Source organism: Francisella salimarina (assembly GCF_007923265.1).
Classification (GTDB): domain Bacteria; phylum Pseudomonadota; class Gammaproteobacteria; order Francisellales; family Francisellaceae; genus Francisella; species Francisella salimarina.
Genome location: NZ_VOJA01000005.1, coordinates 111,993 through 133,153, shown reverse-complemented (window position 1 = coordinate 133,153; position 21,161 = coordinate 111,993). Strand labels below are relative to the sequence as shown.

Below are 21,161 nucleotides of genomic sequence, written 5' to 3'. Positions count from 1 at the left end.
ATACAACCAAACTACACTTCCTACACTAGTGCTAACTAGATCAGGTTCAAAGGGTTGGAAAATCCTCTCAGCATGATTCGAAAAAAATCATGCACCCCTGTGTTTTCGGTATAAAGTTAATAGTATATCTAAATCAAAGTCAAGTTAGTAACCAGCATTTTCTATTAGTAACTATCTAAACTAACTATTTCAAGATGTTGCATCTGTGTTTGTAAAAACATCTCGCCAACAGATCTAAACTTCAGAGGAATATCTGTAACATAAAATTTATACTCTGGATTAGAATTGTTTTTATTCAAAAGATTATTTTTAACAAGCAGTTGCTGAAGCATCTTACTAGCTTGTAATGATGGGTCTATAAGCTTTACATCAAGAGCTTTAGCGATACTATCTTTGATAATAGGATAATGTGTACAACCCAAAATTAGAGCTTGAATGCTTTTATCGTTAAAATACTCAAGATATTGTTTAGCTACTAATTCAACAACTTCTCCCTCTATAAATCCCTCTTCAATCATAGATACAAAAAGACCACATGAACTACTATAAACTTCGGTACTAGGATTATTTTTGTGTATTTGTAGTGCGTATGCGTTACTATTGATAGTAGCTGGGGTTGCTATGACACCAACTGTTTTAAGACTATCGACTAAGCTAACTCCAGCACTTATCACATCAATAACAGGAACTGTTTTAGCAATTTCTTGAACGATATCTTTTGCAATAGCTGATATAGTATTACAAGCAATAATTATTGCTTTAACTTCTTGATCAATCAAAAATTTAGCCGTTTGGGCCGCAAACTTTTGAATAGTCGCTCGTGATTTAGTCCCATAAGGTATTCTAGCAATATCACCAAAATATATAATATCCTCATTTGGCAATATATTCATCAAGTTCTTGACGACAGTTAAACCACCAATTCCTGAATCAAAAACACCTATAGGCCTATCGTCAAGCATTACTTTTTCTCTATTTTACGAATTATTTTTCTACGTGAACGCGTAGGCATCTTCTCTAAATATTCTTCTTTTGCTTTAATAAAAGGTATTAGATTTCCTAATGACAAAACTGCTTGATTAGCATCATCTGCAATGAAATTTTCACTTAACTGTGCATCATCGTTTGCAAAAATAACAACAGTCACAACAGGAATACCTTTTATATATATTTTTTGTTTATAAAGGTATGTTTGTAGTACTTTTTTCTGGGCAAATGTTTGCCTAATTGGATTTTTTATTGTTTTTGCATAGACTTTGTTGTTCTGAGAAGTCTTTGATACATTCCATCTCTCGGCCATGTTCTCTACTTCGATATAGCCACGATTATTCTTAACCTCAATTATGTATATACCTTTACGAGATACTGCAATAAAATCAATTTCTCTATTGCCAACTGTGGATTTCTCATCTGGTAAAACCACTCGATTAAATAGTACAAAATTATTGTCTAATTTTTTTAACTCATCTAAAACCGTAGTTTCGCCTTCTGCACCAGAAATGATTATATCTACAGGATTATCATCTTTTGTTATTAAAAAGAAAAATACAAATAGTATAAACGCTAATGTAAATCCAACCTCTAGCGATTGAGTAACAAATTCAACATCTCCTAGATATAGATCAACACCAACTATCAAACCACATAGAATAATAGATGCATATAGACTTTTTTTTGCTCTAATCAGGTAGTTCCTTAACCTAGCCCATGTAAAGCGCAAAAAGAGCCTGTCTTTTTTTAATTTACTTTCAATAGCCATAATACCAATATACTTTGTTTAAAAACGTAAAATTATAAATTAATAAACTTCTGCTTTATTTCCGTTATTTTATCTCTAACTGCCGTTGCCTGCTCGAATTCAAGCTCTTTTGCATAAGCTCTCATTCGTTTTTCTAGAGCTTTGATAACCTTCGAAGCTTCAGTCATACCTAGTATAGCCGAAACATCAACATCATCAACCTTTAAGCGCGAATTATTTTTATAAGCACGCTTTTGCATTTCTGGAGAGCTATCTAACATATCATCTATGCTCTTGATGATTGTTTTAGGAGTTATATTATTTTTCTGATTATATTCGTTTTGAAGGTTGCGACGTCGTAAAGTTTCATCCATAGCTTTTTTCATGGATTTTGTAACAACATCTGCATACAAAATAGCTCTACCATTTTGATTCCTAGCTACACGTCCAATAGTTTGGATAAGAGATTTCTCAGAACGCAAAAACCCTTCCTTATCAGCATCAAAAATTAATAAAACTCCAACCTCTGGCATATCAAGCCCCTCTCTAAGAAGATTAATACCCACAAGCACATCAAATACACCATGACGTAAGTCATGAATAATTTGGACTCTCTCAACAGTATCAATATCAGAGTGTAAATATCTGACATTAACACCATGCTCAGATAGATACTCTGTTAAATTTTCTGCCATTTTTTTTGTTAGAGTCGTTATTAAAATCCTTTCTTCTTTAGCTATAGCCTTATTTATCTCTGATAACGCATCTTCTACTTGTATAGCTACAGGTCTTACAGAAACTTCAGGATCTAATAAACCAGTTGGTCTGATCACTTGTTCTACAGTGTTTTGAGATTTTTCAAGTTCATAATTAGCTGGTGTCGCAGATACATAGATTGTCTGAGGCAACAAATTCTCAAACTCATTAAATTTCAAAGGTCTATTATCCAAAGCAGAAGGCAGTCTAAACCCATAATTAACAAGATTAGACTTACGAGACAAATCCCCTTTGTACATTCCACCAAACTGTGGTAGTGTGACGTGCGACTCATCAACTATGACTAAGGCATTTTCTGGTAGGTAGTCAATCAATGTTGGTGGTGGATCACCAGGAGCTCTACCTGATAACAATCTTGAATAATTTTCGATACCCGTGCAATAGCCTAGCTCTTGAATCATTTCAATATCATACTTGGTACGTTGTTCTATTCTTTGAGCTTCAAGTAATTTACCTTCTTCCTCAAAATATTTAACTCTTTCTTTAAGTTCTGCTTTGATCTCTTCTATAACTATATCTTTGCGCTCTTTTGATGCAACATAATGTGTACTTGGGAATATTGTTGCTCTATGTAATGTTTTAATTTTTTTGGAAGTTAATGAGTCGATCATACTTATCGCTTCAATCTCATCATCAAAAAATTCTACTCGAATAGCATCTTTTTCAGAGTCTGCCGGGAATATATCCAATATTTCTCCCCTAACTCGAAAACTACCTCGACTGAAGTCCATATCATTACGCGAATATTGCATCTCTACTAACTTAGTTTGAGCTTTTTTTAGCCCTAGCTCTTCTCCTACTTTTAGATGCAAAAGCATCTGCATATACTGCTCAGGGTCACCTAGACCATAAATAGCCGATACGGTTGCAACTATAATTACATCATTACGCTCAAGTATTGCTTTGGTAGCTGAAAGACGCATTTGTTCAATATGCTCATTTACAGATGAATCTTTTTCTATATAGGTATCAGAAGCTGCAACATAAGCTTCAGGTTGATAATAATCGTAATATGATACAAAATACTCAACTGCATTATCTGGGAAATATTGCTTAAACTCTGAATATAATTGAGCTGCCAAAGTTTTGTTATGTGCGACAATCAAACACGGTTTTTGTGTTTGTTGAATCACATTTGCCATAGTATATGTTTTACCTGAGCCTGTAACTCCTAGCAAAACCTGATGCTGTAACCCACCATTAACACCTTCAACTAACGATTTGATTGCCTTGGGCTGATCACCACCTGGGCTATATTTTGTTACTAATTTAAACTTATATTCTGACATTCTTCAAACTTAATTTTTTTATAAAAAAGCTGTGCTAAAGCCTTGAGAATTTATTATAACATAGCTTTATATCTGTATTAAAAACTATAGCTTAATCCTGTTGTTATAAAGTTTGCTTCACCTTTATCAAAAGACTTTACATATAGATATGTAATTAAGAAATCCATATTATCAATAAAACCTGTTGGAACTGATAAACTTACTGGAACTGCGAACAAACCCGAGGTTTTACTGGAACTTAGCTCTAAAAGCTTATTTTTTTGAAAGCTACTTCCAATACCAAGGCCCACACCTGCACCTGCTCTTACCCCACTAAACAACTCATAATTATACTTTACAAGCCCTAAGTATGAATTACCATTAAGCTCAGTGTCTTGTTTGCTCGCAAAATAACCAAGATATCTAAATTCGCCCGTAATATTTTTAGTGAGAAAATATCCTGCCGTGGTGGTAAAAACTCCTGTATTATGTGGAGACGAACTAAGATGTCCCCAACCTCCAGATGCTGTCACAAAAAATCTATTAAAGTCAGCACTGCCGGTTACAGTTTTTGGATCACTATAACTCTTAAAAAAAGTAGTGACTAAAACTAAAGTATAAAAAGTCTTTTTAAAAAAGATATTCTTCGAGCTCATATAGCAAAGCTTGTTGTTCTTCTGTTAGATCACGATTCATGCGTAAATCTTGCATTTCTTGATAGATATCTTCCAAAGTTTTACGAGTTTTGCCTTTATGATCAATCAAAAGCTCATCATTATCTAGGCTAACAATCTTATTTAGATATTCTTGAAACTCCATCTGTGCTTTATCAGGTAGTTTTGAAAAGTCTAATCTACCAACTATCCTAACAGCTCTGTCATAATAAGGTTTTGGTAACTGATTAAGCATTTGCGCTTTTTGATAAATTTGTGAAGTATGAAACTTATCACACCCCCTTTCATCAGCAGCACTCATAAAGTCACTTTGATAAATCGCTGCATCTATATCAACATTTTCAATCTCTGGATACTTATATTCCAATACATAATCAACAAAATTAGTAAATATTTCTAGATTGTTTCTTATAAATTCCTTATTTGCCTTTATCAAATCCAGTCTATCTTGAGGTAATCTCCCCACAAAACGAGTTTTAGCAGGTAATATTAGCGGAATATCACCCCACTTTTTGTTTAAAGTCAAACGCCAATGCTCAGCTTCTAAACTGCCAAATTCTTCTATAAATTCACTAAATAGATAACTATCTAAGCGAAGAAATATCTCTTGATTTTTGTAATGCCTATGCTGACCAGTATCTAATATGGCCGACATAAAATTATTTTTAAAGCCAAAAACTCCACTTACTGCAATTGCTTGTCTATACCCAATACCACCGACTTCTATACCGATATCTAGTTGAGCTAGAGTATTTTCATCATTTTGCTTATTAAACTTTGCCAATAAAAACTGCCACATTTTAGGATTAGCTATTCTTAACTTTTTAGCTAGCTCTACTGTGACAATTACATCTGTAATAGCATCATGAGCTCTACCACCACTATATAGATTATTTTCAGTATTTAAATTTTCTAACTTCAAAGATATTTTCTGCTGTCCTTCTTCATCAACAACTTTAGGCCACTTAAGAGCATCATTACAAAATAAATAATAGCAAGTAACTATTGGAAACAAATCAGCCCTTGAACAACCATTTTTAAATTGATGACTATATGGAGGTAGCATATTTTTATAAAAAGCAAATCTCAAAAACTCATCATCAAATCCAAGTGTATTGTAACCTATACTAATAGTCCCTGGTGTATTTATGATTTTATGAATTTTTCTAATTGCCTGATATTCTGACACACCAGTATTTGCTTGAGCAATAGAAATATGATGCGTTATCGTTGCAATTGGAGATGGAGTTGTATCAGGATTTAGCTTCACAAAAAAATTAAACCTTTCAATTTCATTAAAGTCTAAATCTGTGCGAATCGCAGCAAATTGTAATACTTGGTCAAAAGAATTGTTAATACCAGTAGTTTCTAAGTCATAAAATAAAAAAGTTTGATTTTGAAACATTAAAGAATAAGCTCATATTTAATTAAATTATTAGCTTAGAATTTTAACATACCTTTATAATGATTAATAATTTTGAATATTAGAAATAAGCTTGATTTAAAGACTCAATAGAAACTCTAAAGAATAATTTTTGTGTTTATAAAGTAAGATTATGCAGGCTGTCTAGTTGCAGCAATTACAACTTCTCGTATATTTATATTTTGTGGTTGGCTAAACATAAACATAGCTGTACGAGCAATATCATCTGCTACTAAAACCCCACCCATAGACTCTTTCCAGTTTTCATAATCTGATTTAATTTGATCAGATGTAGTATGACTTAAAAGCTCAGTTTCTACAGCACCTGGACAAATTGTCATTATTCTAACATTATCATCAGCAACTTCTTCACGTATATTCTCACTCATTGAAGATACTGCAAATTTTGTACCAACATATGCAGCGTGATTAGGGAAAGACTTCTTGCCTGCAATTGAACTGATATTTATAATCGTTCCACTTTTTCTTGCCTTCATATCACCCAATACAGATTGAATACCATTTAATAATGCCAATACATTCACTTCGTACATCTTTTGCCATTCAATAGGATCTTGTGTATCAATTTGACCAAGCAACATTAGACCTGCATTATTAACCAATAATTCAACTGGACCGTATTCAGCTTCAGCTTCTTTTATAGCATTTTTTAGAGCTTGAGCATCTGTTACATCTACCTTACGAATCATTGTGTTAGGTAAATTTAATTCCTCTATTTTTTCTATTCTTCTACCTATTAGCAAAAGTGAATGGCCTGCTTCAGAAAATCTTTTTGCAATTGCTGCTCCGATTCCAGAACTTGCCCCAGTGATTACAACTAATGATTTAGACATACTATTTCTCCTTTATTTTTTGTTTTAGTATTTACACCGTTTCATTGGTTGTAAATTTTATACAAACTTATTAAACTGATAAATACCAATAATCATAAAACATTGTTATTAAATAATGAACAATATTTATTGGCGAGGTATCCAATGTTTCATCCACGTCGCAGAACAGCAAAGCTTTACAAAGGCAGCAGATATATTAGGTATGGCCAAATCAAACCTAAGCCAAAATATTAAAGACCTAGAAAGCCACCTTAAAGTTCAACTACTATATAGAAGCACTAGACATGTTCGTCTTACCGAAATAGGACAAGATTATTATAAGAAATGTAAGCAAGCTCTCCAAGACCTTGATATAGCAACGCAACTAACTAGCCAAGAACACAACGAAATAAGTGGTAATATAAAAATCAACTGTGTTGGAGGAATAATTGGTGAAGATGTTATCGCCCCTGTAATTTTGAAGTTCCAGCGACTACATCCAAAAGTCAATCTTCATCTTGATTTCTCTAGCAATAGAATCAATCTCATAGATAGCGATTATGATCTAGTTATCCGTATGGGTAACTTACCTGACTCAAACTTGATAGTTTCACCGCTTAGAACTGTTACTACCAAGTATGTAACGAGTAAAGACTTTTTTGAGAGATATAGTGAGATATCCGACCCAAGACAGCTTGAAGATATACCTCTAATCTACGGTAGTATTAAGCAATGGAATTTTAACTCTACAAATGATAAATACACCCTCCATATTCATAACAATGGTTTTCATGCAACTAATGGCAGAGTTATGAAACAAGCAGCTCTTCTAGGATTAGGAGTCACCAGATTGGTAGATATTTATGTTGATGCGGATATCAAAAATGGTAGATTAGTCGAAATACTACCTCAATATAGAGAAGAAACAAAGCTTTCTATCATTTCACTACCCGTAAAATATCAACTTAAAAGAATCAGCTCTTTAATAAATTATCTCAAAACTAACTTCAATAAAGAATACGAAAACAAAAGTGAGATAAACTAAACTACTTTTGAGCTAATAATCTATCATACCTAATTGTTATTTTCTTAAAATTACTTTGTATTTGCTCTTTAGTAAAATACACAAATTCTTTGTATAGACCATCATCATGTTTTTTTTGTTGCATAAATAAAGTTCTATATGTCCTTAGATTAATCAACAATTCATCTATAAGTATCAATACTTTCTTATATTCATAATATTTTTTTGTATCAGAAAACTCATATTTAGCATTTACTAAAGTTTCATTAAGCTTAATACTTTTTTCTATCAATGAAATAATCTTCCTATTCTCAACACTACAGTCAACTTTATTAACAAGATCCTTAAGCTCAGAATAGATCCTATACATATCTCTGTTAAAAAGCACTCTATTCTTTCGCCCTCTAGTAAGGAAAGTTATCAAAACTATACTTAATGTTCCTATTGCTACACATGTAACCCTAACAAAAAATAATTCTTTGTCCCAACCAATAAATAATCCAAAGTACATTACTAAATATACATGTATAAAAAAAACACTAGTTGCATAGTTTAAAAACATCGTATATACATACAATGCTAAAGCAAAACAACACAGTGCAGCAACCAATGTAAAATTATGAGGTATATTTTTTTGGATTAGTAATAATACTATAGATCCTATTGAAGTACCCAGTAATGAGAAAATAACAATCGCTTTAGCTCTAGTGTAAACAACACTTGTACTGGTACTAGCTGCAACACTAACTACTGCTATAACCACCCAATATATCCTATCTCTAAAGTCATCATCACCACTTAAACTAAATATCAAATAGCAAATTATTAATCCAACTATCGATGCTATAAAAACCCTTATGGCTAATAATGTAGTATCAGAAAGCTTATCTACATATCTATCCTTAAATAAGATCATAATACGCCTCTCTGATATTTTCTAAACCAATAAACATATCATCCAAAAATAATAAACTACTAAATAAAAGTTTTCTTTTTTGCTTATCTCTTTGATATTTATGAATATAGTTCATTTCAAACTTATATTTCAAATGAGATATATCCTCAGATTTTTTTTCAAAAACTTCAGCAGATTTTTGTATATATAACATCAAAAACATTGTGTTTTTATAAATTTTTTCTAAATCTTGTGATAATTTTTTTGCTTCACTTTCTTCAAAACCTAAACGAACATAATCAATAGTAAGTTTTTTATAAACCAGTAAAAATTTTGATGTTAAGCGATTAAAAACCACTAAGTTATGACTTAAATATCGCCATTGCTCTTGATGGCTTTTACGTAAGAACATTAAGCCATGATTTTTAAACGAGTTTATATTTTGGTACTTTAAATTACTTACTTCAACAACATCTGATTGTGTAAACCTTCTATATTTTGCCTTTTCAAATGTATCAATATAGTTACGCACAAAATTTTTTAAAAACTCATTAAATACTTTACTAACATCATTAGCCTTCATTAGTTTGTAGTTTCTAATAATCACCAGATAAACAATCAAACCAATCAAAATAGCTGTAAGAGTAAAATGTAAATGATTGTCCTTCTCCAATGGATAGCGCACAAAACAAATACAAGTAATGACTACAATCATCATCGGAAATATAGTAAAAGCCTCTCCAAACCTTCTAAACCAAAATGCTATAAAAGCGACAAACACTATTAGCATAAAATTAGTTTCAAACAAAGGGTGAACATATGGAGATATATTAACGATAATTATGACTATAATCATATATAATGCAAAAGCCAAACGTTTAGCCTGTATACTCCCCAGCAGAATACTTCCAGCCAAATTAGCCATAAATAATATAATTATAATAGTAAGATTTTTATCAATATTTAAAAATGCTGCGAGACCTAAAAATGAAAAAAGTATAATTGCAGATTTGATAGCTCCATCTTGAAATACTTTCATAGGGTCTTGATCAACATATTTATGATATATCTCACTAATACTAAGCATTTACAAATCTACTTTTAGTAGTAAAAACATTTTAGGAATTATATTGCAAAAGTTGCTTAATTAATATCACTAGAATAGTTATTTTTGTTTTAAAATATAGTAAAATTTAATAGCATTTAAATAAAATACACATTTATATCTTTATGATTTATAACAATACTTATGATGTTATTGTTGTTGGGGGTGGTCATGCAGGCGTTGAAGCTGCTGCTGCTTCAGCACGTATAGGCGCAAAAACTCTACTACTTACTCACAATATTGACACAATTGGACAAATGTCCTGTAACCCAGCCATTGGTGGAATTGGCAAGGGTCACTTGGTCAAAGAAATAGATGCCATGGGCGGTATTATGGCAAAAGCCATTGATATGGCAGGTATTCAATTTAGAATCCTTAATTCTCGAAAAGGCCCAGCTGTTAGAGCAACAAGAGCTCAAGCAGATAGAGTTTTATATAAAAAGGCTATTAATTCTTTACTTAATGGTCAAGAAAATTTAGATATTTTCCAAGATTCTGTAGATGATTTAGTAGTCGAAAATGGAATTGTATCTGGAGCTATCACAAAAACAGGAATAACTTTCAAGTCAAAAAAAGTTGTTCTTACAGTTGGGACATTTTTAGGAGGTAAAATACATATAGGCAAAGTTTCTAAAGCTGGAGGTCGAGCGGGAGATCAGCCATCAAACGCATTAGCTGCTCGCTTAAGAGCATTACCATTTAGAGTAGATAGACTCAAAACAGGCACTCCTCCACGTATAGATTGTCGAAGTGTCGATTTTAGTGTTATGGATGTACAACACGGTGACACTCCAACACCACACTTTTCATTTTTCTCAAAAGGAAAAATTGAACATCCAAGACAAATACCTTGCTATATAACTTATACTAACACAAAAACTCATGAGATTATCACAAACAATCTTGACAAATCAGCAATGTACAGTGGACTTATAGAAGGTATAGGACCACGTTACTGCCCTTCTATTGAAGATAAGATTGTAAGATTTGCAGAGAAAGACAGACATCAAATTTTTGTTGAACCTGAGGGTTTAAACAGTATTGAGCTGTACCCTAACGGTTTATCAACTAGCCTACCATTTGAAGTACAATGTGAGTATATACGCTCAATTAAGGGTTTTGAAAATGCTTTTATAATGCGTCCAGGTTATGCAATTGAATACGACTTCTTTGATCCTAGAGACCTTAAACCAACCCTTGAAACTAAGCATATTAAAAATTTATTCTTTGCTGGACAAATTAATGGAACCACAGGGTATGAGGAAGCTGGAGCTCAAGGTTTAGTTGCTGGTATAAATGCTGCCATTAGTCTAGACAGTGATAAATCATGGTACCCAACTCGTTCTAATAGCTATATGGGCGTATTGATAGATGACTTGATAACCAAAGGTACTAAAGAACCATATCGCATGTTTACATCCCGTGCAGAGTATAGACTAATTTTACGTGAAGATAATGCAGATTTAAGACTATCCGATAAAGCCTGTGAATTAGGATTGCTAAACAAACAAGATCAAGAGTTTTTTATCAATAAAAAAACTGCTATAGATGAAAATATAGCTATGATGAAAAATACTTGGATTGGTCCTCAAACCCAAAAAGCTCGTGACTTAGAAAAGTATTTAGATAAAAAAATGACTCGTGAAAGCACTCTTTTTGACTTACTAAAACGTCCAGAGTTAGACTATAAAAAATTACAACAAATTCCTGATGTTAACTTAAAACTGAATGATGAGGCTGTGATTGAACAGATAGAGATCTCTGCTAAATATTCTGGTTACATAGAGCGTCAAAATAAAGATATCGAAAAAATATCGACTCTTGAACTAAAAGCAATACCTGAGAACTTTGACTACTCTCAAGTCAAAGGCCTTTCAAATGAAGTTCTTCAGAAACTAACTGAACAAAAGCCCACAACATTAGGAGAAGCATCTCGTATACCTGGCATAACCCCTGCTGCAGTATCATTACTTACTATATACATGAAAAAAACTGGCTTTATAAAATAGGAAGAAAATATATGAAAAAAAACTCTTTTAGAATAATAGCTTTAATAGTACTAGCATTAGCACTTTTTTCATGTGCTACTAAACAAAAGTATATAGAACAACAAAAAGCATGGATTGGCAAAAACATCTATTCCTATACTAAAGAGTTCGGTATGCCCAACGATGTTATACAAGTATCTCCAGATCCTAATATTGAAACTTATGTATATGTCAGAAAAGCAGTAAATCCAAATACTCCTGCTTTTGCTGGCAATCCAATGAATAGCTTAATTATGGCAAATAGAAATCCTCACTTTGTACAGTTTGGTGCTTTAATGTGTACAACTTGGGTTTCATACAACAAAAGTACTAAGCTAATTGTAAACATAACATTCCGCGGTAATTACTGCGCTATTAATTAGTACATGACAGGGAAATTTAATGAATATTAAACAAACTTCGACACCTTTGATTACAGGGCTAGTGTCTGCATCTATATGCTTTAGCTTCGGATTCTTTTCAAATGTTTTCAAATATAACGGACTAGAATTTTTCTACGCTTATATCGCTTTTCTGGTTTTATTATGCTATCCAATGAACCTCATAGCAATATATTTCCAAAAAGCTTTCCCTGACTTAAATTCTCATAATAAATTAGTCTATAGAATCACAGGCAGCAATAAATTTAAACCTGTTAGTATATTATTAACTGGAATAATGATTATCTTTGTTGCTCTTATTATGTTTAACATGTCAACTTATGTTTTAGATTTTTTTGATAATATTCCAGCTATTGATAGACTGAGTAATCAAAGCTTAAAATTTAGTAACAACTTCCCAATATACACATCTCTATTGGCAATATTCATTACGATCCTTTTAATGTTTATACTTGCGGATAAGAAAAAAATAAACCTAAATGAGACGCTTAAGACTACAGCTCACATATCTCTATATTTAGTGACTGTATTAATGTTAATAGTCATATATACTCCGCAAGGGATAATTGGAATAAAAGATTTCCTTTTTGGCATAAACTATCAAAAGGCTGAACAACTTCGTTGTATGTTTGGATTGGCTTTAGTTTACGCAATATTAAGTAATTTTATATCAATAGCATTTTATAAAAACATTATAAATATTGGTGATAATAACTTTAATAAGCTTAAGACGAGTGCATTTAAAAGTATATTTTATAATATAATTTTTTCGTTTATGATTTGTATAACTATATATGCCATATTAGGTGACTACAGAAGCTACCTACAACCAACAGAAAGTATACAAATTACAACTATTTTTAAAATAGTAAAAACAAATTATCCGATGTATTACTTATTACTTGAAGTGATATTCACAACACTTAACCTAGTAGTTTTTGTTACATCATTGAAGTATATTTTTCAAATTGGAACGAAATTATATACTAAACTGCTAGCTCTATTAATTCCCTTTATTATAACTATATTTTTTATCAAATCTGGTATCGCTTACGTTGATTTCTCTAATATGAGTGCTCTTCATATAGTCATCATATTTATCTTCTTATTTGACGTATTCATTATAGGTTGGATTTATGATGCTCAAAAGCTTAGTTATGAAATACTTAAAAGCACAAATACTAAACTATCACCAATATTCAATATAGCCCTAAGAATAATTATACCGTTTATATGCATTATTATTAGTATTGGCTATATATTCATACATATGTCTATTATGTGGCAATTTATAGCAACAATAGTATTGATTACCATATATATAATCAAAGGAAGTATTTTCAATAAAATATTTAACAAGAGAAAGTTTTAAAATGTTTTTTAATAAAAAAAGTAAACAAGATGAGCTAAAAAAATTAGCCGCTAGCGAGGCTGCTAAACATATTACATCAGAAATAATCTTAGGTGTTGGCACTGGTAGCACAGTAGCCTTTTTAATCGAAGAGCTAGCTAACTATAGAGATAAAATAAAAGCTGTAGTGTCAAGCTCAGAAGACTCCACAAAAAAACTTAAAGCACTAGGGTTTGAAGTAGTAGATTTAAATTATGCTGGAAATATAGACTTGTATATTGATGGTGCTGATGAGTGTAATAGCCATAAAGAACTTATCAAAGGTGGTGGTGCAGCACTTACACGTGAGAAAATATGTGTCGCAGCAGCAAAAAAATTTATTTGTATTATTGATGAATCTAAAAAAGTGAATACTCTAGGAGAGTTTCCTCTTCCTGTAGAAGTTATCCCAATGGCAAGAAGTTACGTAGCTAGAGAAATAATTAAGTTAGGCGGTCAACCTGTATATAGAGAGCAGACTACAACTGATAATGGCAATGTCATTCTAGATATCTACAACCTAAAAATAGATAATCCACTAAAGCTTGAAACAGAGCTAAACCAAATCACTGGAGTTGTAACAAATGGAATTTTTGCATTAAAACCTGCTGATCAAGTAATTATGGCAAAGAATGATGGGACCATTGTAACTTTATAATAATTTTTGACAATTTCATCTTTTACAAAATAAGGACTCGCTCCTAATGATTTTTCTAGAAAAACAAAATGATAATTCTGAAACTCTATCATATATAGGCCATGTTGATAATGTCATCCAAGGCATAGTTCCTGAAGAGTTAAAATATAAACGTTTCCTTGCAAGTAATTTTGATTATGGTTTTGAATTAGGCTCACCTCAAAGTATTTATAACCTTGGTGAATGCATTTTGCTTAATGATATGATTTATTCTTCAAGAACAGATGTTAGCAGAACAGAAAGAGATCCCCTGATGTGGGGACCAGAATTCGTAACAACTGGGATATTTCTTATTCCTAAAAACACTCCTGTAAACTATATAGCTAAATATTTTTCTTTTGATAAAGAAAGTACATTAGCTGATATATATCGACAGATTTACAATCAAATCAAATCTCCTTTTGCCATTGTTGGATGTGTACAGTTTTCAGCAGTAAATGCTGAAGCTATAACTAAAGCCCCCATAAATAGAGAAAATATTTTCACAAATAGTCAAAACTACTATGATGAAAAAAAATATGAAGATACCGATGTAAACTTTGCTATTATGGGTGTTGTAAGTAATCCAAACGATAAAAAGTTAGAGAAAATCAATCAAGAACTATCATCCGTGTTGTATCACAATCCTTTTGCAAATAAAAACAAACTTTTAACCCATACACACGGACTAATGCTCAATAAATCGATTATTGATATCGAAAAGGTTCATCCACGTAATGCTAAAGAGGTTCTGCATATACAGGACCGATCACTTGTTCGCTACATTAAGCTTAAAGTCTATAAAATAAAAGGCCTAAAGAAACATGCTTAAATCTATAGAAATATAATCTTATCTAAGCACTCTTCTTCCATCGCAAAATAAATTTGAAAATAAAAGGAAGTAGTGTCAACAATAGCAGAATTACAACAGCTAATACAAACTTATAATCGAACAATTTAGTATAATCTAATTGAGAGTTTTTAAAATGAACACCAAACCATACATATATAAATGTTATAGGAATAATGCCAATCAAAGTAGTCAAAAAGAAGATACTGTTTTTAACTTTTAAAATTCCTGCCAAAATATTTGGAACAAAAAAAGGAATTGGTAAAATTCTAGAAATCAACAATATAGACACAGGATAATTTTCTACCAACAATTTAAATCTTGAAACGATCTTAAATCTTGGATTTGCTTGAACCTCTCCCCAATTATATTTAATAATCAAAAAAGCTAACATCGCTCCCAACGTGGCTGAGAATAAACAAATAAAAAAACCCAACACGAGCCCAAATAAAAGTCCGGCAAGTATTTTTAAGAATGGTTTGATTGGAACAGAAAAGAATACTGTCAAAATATATATGCAAGCATAACTAAAAGAGGCTAGTATTGTATGATTATCTATGTAAGAATTAGCTCTCTCGTAAGCAAAGTTGATCTTATCTAAATCTAAATATTTATAGCCATTGAGAATTAAAAACACAAAAATACCTATACTTAAAAAAAAGACTAAAATAAGCCTTTTAACAAGTAAGGGATTTATGAATTTCACAAGATTTTATAAAGAAAAAATTTGATTAGAATACTCAATTAAGCTAAAGCAGCTTTTGCTTTTTCAACAACAGCAGCGAAAGCATCTTTGTTGTATACAGCTAATTCAGCTAATGCTTTTCTATCTAGCTCAACACCAGCTTTGTTTAAGCCATTGATCAATTGGCTATAGCTAATATCATGTTGTCTAGCAGCAGCATTAATACGAACAATCCAAAGAGATCTGAATGTTCTTTTTTTAACTTTGCGATCTCTATAAGCGTATTGACCAGCTTTAATTACAGCTTGCTTAGCTACTCTATATACTCTTGAACGAGCACCATAGTAACCTTTAGCTTGATTTAAAATCTTCTTATGACGTGCGCGTGCTGTTACGCCTCTTTTTACTCTTGACATTATTTAGTCTCCACTTTAAAAATTGATAAACAAACTTATGCGTATGGCATCTGTTGAACTAGGCTAGCTTGATCAACTTTAGCTACTTGATTCATACCTCTTAAATGACGCTTTCTTTTAGTAGTCATCTTAGTATTGATATGAGCACGATTTGCACAACGGTGTTTGAAACCACCCTTACCAGTCTTTTTAAAGCGCTTAGCAGCACCACTCTTAGTTTTTAACTTAGGCATTTTAAATACTCCGCATTGTATTAATTGTTATTATTATTTATTTACTACTTTTTCTTAGGTCCTAAAACCATAATCATTTGGCGACCTTCCATTTTAGGTTGGTGTTCCACCGCACCATATTCAGCAGCATCGTTTGCCATACGCTTAAGCATTTCCATGCCTAGCTCTTTATGTGACATTTCTCTACCTCTGAATCTAAGTGTGACTTTTACTTTATCGCCCTTTTCTAGAAACTTTATCAGGTTGCGTAGTTTTACCTGATAGTCCCCTACATCAGTCACAGGTCTAAGCTTTACTTCTTTTACCTGTGTCTGCTTTTGGTTCTTTTTAGCTTGTGCTTTTTTCTTACCCTGTTCGAATAAGTACTTACCATAGTCCATCAAACGACAAACTGGTGGATTAGCATTAGCTACCATTTCAACCAAATCAACATTAGCTTCTTCAGCTAATGCTAAAGCCTCATTGATAGATACAATTCCTATTTGCTCTCCATCAACACCAACTAAACGCACCTCTTTTGCTCTGATTTGCTCATTTATAGGTGCTTTTTTATCCGTTTTAATAACTTTTTTCCTCCACAGAAATTATTATTTTTTTGCTTTAATTTGCTCACTTAAGAAAGTGCAAAAATCTCCTGTAGACATCTGCCCAAGATCTTCACCGTTATGCCTTCTTATAGTAACAATCTTTTGCTCTTGCTCGTTTTTACCCAATATAACAAGGTATGGAACACGCAAAAGAGTATGCTCACGTATTTTAAACCCTATTTTTTCATTTCTCAAGTCTAATTTCGCTCGAACACCATTTTTTTCTAAGGTTTCAAAGACTTCTTGGCAATATTCATCTTGATGATTACTGATACCCATGACAGCTACTTGCACAGGTGTTAACCATAACGGCATATTCCCTGCATAATGCTCTATCAACATTCCAATAAATCTTTCTAAAGATCCCACAATAGCTCTATGTAACATTACAGGAACTTGCTTATTACCATTTTTGTCAATATATGTAGCTCCAAGTCTATCAGGCATAGAGAAATCCAACTGTATTGTTCCGCACTGCCAACTTCTACCAATAGCATCTTTTAAATGAAACTCAATCTTAGGGCCATAAAATGCACCTTCACCTGGCAATAGCTCATAATTCACATTATGAGCATCAAGAGCATTTTTTAGCATTTGCTCAGACTTATCCCAAGTCTCATCATCACCTATTCTCTTATCTGGTCTAAGTGCGATCTTGACTGTAAAATCATTGAACCCAAAATCTTGATAAACCTCAAAACATTGTTTAACCATTAAGATCACTTCTTCTTCAACTTGTTCTGGAGCACAAAAGACATGGCCATCATCTTGAGTAAAACTGCGTACCCTTAATAATCCATGCAAAGACCCCGATGGTTCATTCCTATGCACTATTCCGAACTCAGCCATTCTAATAGGCAGATCCCTATAACTGTGAAGCTTTGTATTATAAACTTGTACACAAGTTGGACAGTTCATCGGTCTAATTGCAAAATCTCTATTTTCAGATTTTGTTGCAAACATATTCTCAGCATATTTTGAAGCATGTCCTGACTTTTCCCACAGACTAAAATCTGCTATCAAAGGAGTCCTTATTTCACTACACCCATATTTTTTATTTGAAGCACGCATGTAATCCTCTACTTCACGCCAAATTCTAACACCATTATCATGCCAAAAAGCAATGCCTGGTGAATCTTCTTGAAAGTGAAATAAATCCAAAGCTTTACCAATTTTTCTATGATCGCGCTTTTCTGCTTCCTCTAACATATTTAAGTACTGATCTAAATCTTCTTTAGTCGCCCAACACGTTCCATAGATACGAGTCAACATTTCATTATTAGAATCACCTCTCCAATATGCTCCTGCTAACTTAGTAAGCTTAAAAGCTTTGATAACAGATGTGCTTGGTATATGTGGACCACGACAAAGATCACTAAACTCCCCTTGAGTGTAAATCTTAATTTGTTGATCTGCTGGAATACTATCTATTATATCGACTTTATAATTCTCACCTTGAGCTTTAAAAAACTCTATAGCCGCGTCTTTAGAAACAACTTTATAACTTACAGGGGTCCCTTTCTTAGCAAGCTCTTTCATTTTCTTTTCGATCTTCGGCAAATCCGCCTCACCGATAGCTTCTTTGAAAGAAAAATCATAATAAAATCCATTATCAACAACAGGTCCAATCGTAACTTCTGTATTTGGATACAACTCTTTGACTGCATGAGCTAAAAGATGCGCACATGAATGGCGTAAAATTTCTAAGCCTTCAGAATCTTTTGTTGTGATAAGCTTTAATTCACAATCATTCTCAATAATATCTTTAGCATCTGTTAACTGGCCATTTATGTATACTCCCACAGTTACTTTAGCCAAACCTGGAGAAATAGATTTTGCAACTTGTAATGAATTAACGCCTTTTTCAAACTCTCTTATCGAGCCATCAGGAAATTTAATATTTATCATATCTACTAAGTCTTATCTGTTTAATAAAGTTATCGAAAATTTTATAGCGTTTATTATATGTTATAGGCTTTGCTATGTAAATTAATAATCAATTCATGGAATATAATTTGACACAAGTCTACTCTAACAATTTCAACATATAATAATATTATCAACATACCTAAAACCATAATATAAACTTATGCAAAGTTTAAATTTATAACCTCAAGTCAATTGATATTTTATAAAATCCCTCTTTATTAAATAAAAATTAAAGGTATAAATTAACTAGTCACAATATTCATTAATTTTTAATTTAAAAGTCCTTTTTATTAATTTTCTGTAACCCGAAAGTATTAATACACAGGCATTTCAATTTACTTTTAGTAATTGATAATATAGAAATGCAGGTATTTTATTGATATCTGTGTTATTAGATAATGTAGATAAGGAGTCTTATTATGAAACTTAATAAAATCACTTTGACTACCGGGCTAATTTTATTAGCAAGCACACAAGCTTACTCACACGGATATGTTGAAAGTCCAGCTTCTCGTGCGCTGTTATGCAAAGAAGGGAAAAATAAAAATTGTGGAGCTCGTGCTCAGTACGAACCTCAGTCAATTGAACAAGCAGATGGATTATTCAACTTAGGTGCTTTAGATAATAATATAGGTAGTGCTGATGTGGCAGGTTTTGAACCATTAGATGAGCAAGAGCAAAGTCGCTGGGCAAAAACTGTAGTGCGTCCAGGACAACCACTACAAATAAAATGGTTCTTTACAGCTAATCACAAATCTAAGCATTTCAAATTCTATATAACTAAGCCTAATTGGGATCCAGACAAATTACTTACACGTGACAGTTTTGAAGAGCAACCTCTAAATTGCTACAACCCACAACCAACATGGATAGCTCCTAACCAGCCACCTCAGGAGGGTCTAACATTTACTTGTACACTACCTAGTAGATCAGGTTATCAAATTATAATGGCTGAATGGGATGTAGATGACACGAGAATGAGTTTTTACAATTTATTAGACTTAGACTTTACAAACGACAAGCCTGCTGGATCTGTTATCTTACCAAATGGTGATACTACCAACCCTGATGATAATTCAGGTGAATCTAGTATTCCTATATACGATCCTGCTAAATCTTATCCAACACCAGGAACAGAGGTCATCTTTGAAAATAAAATATATCAAAACAAATGGTATGTAAATCCTGGGCAAAAGCCTGGTGCTGGACAGTGGGGACCATGGGAATACGTTAGAGACCATAAACAACAAAATGATCCTACAGATAAGTTTCCAATAGAGGCAACTAAATTCACCATCAACCCTTTAAATATTAAAGAAGGCGATAAGATCACTTTACAACTGTTCAAAGATGGTACTATGTATGAATATCCTTTGCTAACGGTACCAAAAGCTATGAGCACAAGTGATTTATTTACACAGCTAACAAATAAGATAAATACTCTTAGCGCTACTGACTTAGATAATCATGTTATCGCAGGTGTTAAAAATGAAAACAATGATGTTGTTCCAAATAATAACGCTGTTTATGTTTATCAAACTGCTAACAAGCCATATAGTCAAATTAGTTTCTACTATCAGCAAGCAGATCAAAATGTTAAAAATGAACTGCATTTGATGGACTTCAATAGTGAATATAGCGTTGGATCTGACAATAAACTATATATAAATGCTAAAATAATGTCTCACAGTTCAGCTAACGCAAATGTATCTATTGTATTGCAAGATCAAAATGGTAATCAAGTTTATAGAAAATCAGATATTGAAATATCTCCAATGGATACATATAACTTAGCACTACAGATAGGCAATATCAAAGCCGGAAATTATAAAATTGTTATTTCTAGTGAAATACCTGGAGCTGAAGCTTGGCAGAAAGATCTCGATATTAAAGTAACAAATTCAGAAGACTCAGGAGATACACCTCCTGTAGTCGACAAAGAAATAAATGTTACTATCAACGCGAATACTCCTTTCTATCAAGTTAATTCAGATGATACTGTAACTGCACGAGCATGGTCTAGCAGCCTAGGAAATATAAATCTAGCTAATAATCAGATAACCATTACCCCTTGGAATAAAACTACTACATCTAAAGGTAATGACAGCTCTGCATACATAAAATGTCCATTACCTACAAACAACCAAACAAGTGTTACATATCTGGTCAGTGGTGACTTAAACAACATATCTTGTGTAATAAAATAATTCTTAGATCTTTGTAACCACAT

The 21,161-nt window shown here is 32.4% G+C and carries 20 protein-coding genes and 1 riboswitch; of the genes, 7 read left to right on the top strand and 13 right to left on the bottom strand.

Annotation, left to right across the window (positions count from 1 at the left end):
* Positions 1-109: riboswitch (TPP riboswitch) on the bottom strand.
* 55 nt (positions 110-164) lie between these two features.
* From murI to FQ699_RS08825, 6 genes are all read right to left on the bottom strand, one after another.
* Complete coding sequence (murI, locus tag FQ699_RS08850) at positions 165-962, bottom strand: glutamate racemase (protein WP_146422003.1); 798 nt, start codon at positions 960-962, stop codon at positions 165-167.
* Entirely contained in the window at positions 962-1,759 is a 798-nt protein-coding gene (locus tag FQ699_RS08845) for a nuclease-related domain-containing protein (RefSeq protein ID WP_013922914.1), read from the bottom strand. The genes murI and FQ699_RS08845 overlap by 1 nt, the downstream gene beginning before the upstream one ends.
* A 32-nt stretch (positions 1,760-1,791) precedes the next feature.
* Entirely contained in the window at positions 1,792-3,804 is a 2,013-nt protein-coding gene (gene uvrB, locus FQ699_RS08840; protein ID WP_146422002.1) for an excinuclease ABC subunit UvrB, read from the bottom strand.
* 77 nt (positions 3,805-3,881) lie between these two features.
* Entirely contained in the window at positions 3,882-4,439 is a 558-nt protein-coding gene (locus tag FQ699_RS08835; RefSeq protein WP_146422001.1) for a porin family protein, read from the bottom strand.
* Entirely contained in the window at positions 4,414-5,862 is a 1,449-nt protein-coding gene (locus tag FQ699_RS08830; RefSeq protein WP_146422000.1) for an exodeoxyribonuclease I, read from the bottom strand. The genes FQ699_RS08835 and FQ699_RS08830 overlap by 26 nt, the downstream gene beginning before the upstream one ends.
* A 149-nt stretch (positions 5,863-6,011) precedes the next feature.
* Positions 6,012-6,734 (bottom strand): SDR family oxidoreductase, encoded by a 723-nt coding sequence (locus FQ699_RS08825; protein ID WP_146421999.1) that lies wholly within the window; start codon positions 6,732-6,734, stop codon positions 6,012-6,014.
* Between the two features lie 115 nt (positions 6,735-6,849).
* Between FQ699_RS08825 and FQ699_RS08820 the strand changes: the two genes are divergently transcribed.
* A complete protein-coding gene (locus tag FQ699_RS08820; RefSeq protein ID WP_146421998.1) occupies positions 6,850-7,758 on the top strand; it encodes a LysR family transcriptional regulator in 909 nt (302 codons plus the stop codon).
* A gap of 1 nt (position 7,759) precedes the next feature.
* On the opposite strand, the gene FQ699_RS08815 is transcribed toward FQ699_RS08820, so the two are convergent.
* Entirely contained in the window at positions 7,760-8,653 is an 894-nt protein-coding gene (locus tag FQ699_RS08815; RefSeq protein WP_146421997.1) for an FUSC family protein, read from the bottom strand.
* Positions 8,640-9,719 (bottom strand): hypothetical protein, encoded by a 1,080-nt coding sequence (locus tag FQ699_RS08810; RefSeq protein WP_146421996.1) that lies wholly within the window; start codon positions 9,717-9,719, stop codon positions 8,640-8,642. Before FQ699_RS08810 ends, FQ699_RS08815 begins: the two co-directional genes overlap by 14 nt.
* 143 nt (positions 9,720-9,862) lie before the next feature.
* On the opposite strand from FQ699_RS08810, the gene mnmG reads away from it, so the two are divergent.
* Genes mnmG through FQ699_RS08785 form a run of 5 tightly spaced genes read left to right on the top strand, consistent with a single transcriptional unit; the run spans position 9,863 to position 15,063 of the window.
* A complete protein-coding gene (gene mnmG, locus FQ699_RS08805) occupies positions 9,863-11,746 on the top strand; it encodes a tRNA uridine-5-carboxymethylaminomethyl(34) synthesis enzyme MnmG (protein WP_146421995.1) in 1,884 nt (627 codons plus the stop codon).
* 11 nt (positions 11,747-11,757) lie between these two features.
* Complete coding sequence (locus tag FQ699_RS08800; protein ID WP_146421994.1) at positions 11,758-12,147, top strand: hypothetical protein; 390 nt, start codon at positions 11,758-11,760, stop codon at positions 12,145-12,147.
* 19 nt (positions 12,148-12,166) lie between these two features.
* A complete protein-coding gene (locus tag FQ699_RS08795) occupies positions 12,167-13,537 on the top strand; it encodes a hypothetical protein (protein WP_146421993.1) in 1,371 nt (456 codons plus the stop codon).
* A 1-nt stretch (position 13,538) separates the two neighbouring features.
* The gene (rpiA, locus tag FQ699_RS08790; RefSeq protein ID WP_146421992.1) at positions 13,539-14,213 is read left to right on the top strand and encodes a ribose-5-phosphate isomerase RpiA; all 675 of its coding nucleotides are present in this window, start codon (positions 13,539-13,541) and stop codon (positions 14,211-14,213) included.
* A gap of 46 nt (positions 14,214-14,259) precedes the next feature.
* Positions 14,260-15,063: a hypothetical protein gene (locus FQ699_RS08785; RefSeq protein ID WP_013922901.1), complete on the top strand. Its 804-nt coding sequence runs from the start codon at positions 14,260-14,262 to the stop codon at positions 15,061-15,063.
* 22 nt (positions 15,064-15,085) lie between these two features.
* On the opposite strand, the gene FQ699_RS08780 is transcribed toward FQ699_RS08785, so the two are convergent.
* From FQ699_RS08780 to thrS, 5 genes are read right to left on the bottom strand one after another with little or no spacing between them, the layout of a single operon-like run.
* Positions 15,086-15,787: a TVP38/TMEM64 family protein gene (locus tag FQ699_RS08780; protein WP_179951698.1), complete on the bottom strand. Its 702-nt coding sequence runs from the start codon at positions 15,785-15,787 to the stop codon at positions 15,086-15,088.
* Positions 15,788-15,825: 38 nt separating this feature from the next.
* A complete protein-coding gene (rplT, locus tag FQ699_RS08775) occupies positions 15,826-16,182 on the bottom strand; it encodes a 50S ribosomal protein L20 (RefSeq protein ID WP_013922899.1) in 357 nt (118 codons plus the stop codon).
* Between the two features lie 35 nt (positions 16,183-16,217).
* The gene (gene rpmI / locus FQ699_RS08770; RefSeq protein WP_013922898.1) at positions 16,218-16,415 is read right to left on the bottom strand and encodes a 50S ribosomal protein L35; all 198 of its coding nucleotides are present in this window, start codon (positions 16,413-16,415) and stop codon (positions 16,218-16,220) included.
* A gap of 44 nt (positions 16,416-16,459) precedes the next feature.
* Positions 16,460-16,996 (bottom strand): translation initiation factor IF-3, encoded by a 537-nt coding sequence (gene infC / locus FQ699_RS08765; protein WP_146421990.1) that lies wholly within the window; start codon positions 16,994-16,996, stop codon positions 16,460-16,462.
* A 6-nt stretch (positions 16,997-17,002) separates the two neighbouring features.
* On the bottom strand, positions 17,003-18,910 hold the full coding sequence (gene thrS, locus FQ699_RS08760) for a threonine--tRNA ligase (protein WP_146421989.1): 1,908 nt from the start codon (positions 18,908-18,910) through the stop codon (positions 17,003-17,005).
* 440 nt (positions 18,911-19,350) lie between these two features.
* Here thrS and FQ699_RS08755 point away from each other — a divergent pair, with 440 nt between their 5' ends.
* Complete coding sequence (locus FQ699_RS08755; protein WP_146421988.1) at positions 19,351-21,138, top strand: lytic polysaccharide monooxygenase; 1,788 nt, start codon at positions 19,351-19,353, stop codon at positions 21,136-21,138.
* Positions 21,139-21,161 lie beyond the last annotated feature (23 nt).

What these genes read in the sequence shown, in the direction of transcription:
- murI (WP_146422003.1), bottom strand. Translation starts at nt 962, where the DNA reads ATGCTTGACGATAGGCCTATAGGTGTTTTTGATTCAGGAATTGGTGGT.
- FQ699_RS08845 (WP_013922914.1), bottom strand. Translation starts at nt 1,759, where the DNA reads ATGGCTATTGAAAGTAAATTAAAAAAAGACAGGCTCTTTTTGCGCTTT.
- uvrB (WP_146422002.1), bottom strand. Translation starts at nt 3,804, where the DNA reads ATGTCAGAATATAAGTTTAAATTAGTAACAAAATATAGCCCAGGTGGT.
- FQ699_RS08835 (WP_146422001.1), bottom strand. Translation starts at nt 4,439, where the DNA reads ATGAGCTCGAAGAATATCTTTTTTAAAAAGACTTTTTATACTTTAGTT.
- FQ699_RS08830 (WP_146422000.1), bottom strand. Translation starts at nt 5,862, where the DNA reads ATGTTTCAAAATCAAACTTTTTTATTTTATGACTTAGAAACTACTGGT.
- FQ699_RS08825 (WP_146421999.1), bottom strand. Translation starts at nt 6,734, where the DNA reads ATGTCTAAATCATTAGTTGTAATCACTGGGGCAAGTTCTGGAATCGGA.
- FQ699_RS08820 (WP_146421998.1), top strand. Translation starts at nt 6,850, where the DNA reads ATGAACAATATTTATTGGCGAGGTATCCAATGTTTCATCCACGTCGCA.
- FQ699_RS08815 (WP_146421997.1), bottom strand. Translation starts at nt 8,653, where the DNA reads ATGATCTTATTTAAGGATAGATATGTAGATAAGCTTTCTGATACTACA.
- FQ699_RS08810 (WP_146421996.1), bottom strand. Translation starts at nt 9,719, where the DNA reads ATGCTTAGTATTAGTGAGATATATCATAAATATGTTGATCAAGACCCT.
- mnmG (WP_146421995.1), top strand. Translation starts at nt 9,863, where the DNA reads ATGATTTATAACAATACTTATGATGTTATTGTTGTTGGGGGTGGTCAT.
- FQ699_RS08800 (WP_146421994.1), top strand. Translation starts at nt 11,758, where the DNA reads ATGAAAAAAAACTCTTTTAGAATAATAGCTTTAATAGTACTAGCATTA.
- FQ699_RS08795 (WP_146421993.1), top strand. Translation starts at nt 12,167, where the DNA reads ATGAATATTAAACAAACTTCGACACCTTTGATTACAGGGCTAGTGTCT.
- rpiA (WP_146421992.1), top strand. Translation starts at nt 13,539, where the DNA reads ATGTTTTTTAATAAAAAAAGTAAACAAGATGAGCTAAAAAAATTAGCC.
- FQ699_RS08785 (WP_013922901.1), top strand. Translation starts at nt 14,260, where the DNA reads ATGATTTTTCTAGAAAAACAAAATGATAATTCTGAAACTCTATCATAT.
- rplT (WP_013922899.1), bottom strand. Translation starts at nt 16,182, where the DNA reads ATGTCAAGAGTAAAAAGAGGCGTAACAGCACGCGCACGTCATAAGAAG.
- rpmI (WP_013922898.1), bottom strand. Translation starts at nt 16,415, where the DNA reads ATGCCTAAGTTAAAAACTAAGAGTGGTGCTGCTAAGCGCTTTAAAAAG.
- thrS (WP_146421989.1), bottom strand. Translation starts at nt 18,910, where the DNA reads ATGATAAATATTAAATTTCCTGATGGCTCGATAAGAGAGTTTGAAAAA.
- FQ699_RS08755 (WP_146421988.1), top strand. Translation starts at nt 19,351, where the DNA reads ATGAAACTTAATAAAATCACTTTGACTACCGGGCTAATTTTATTAGCA.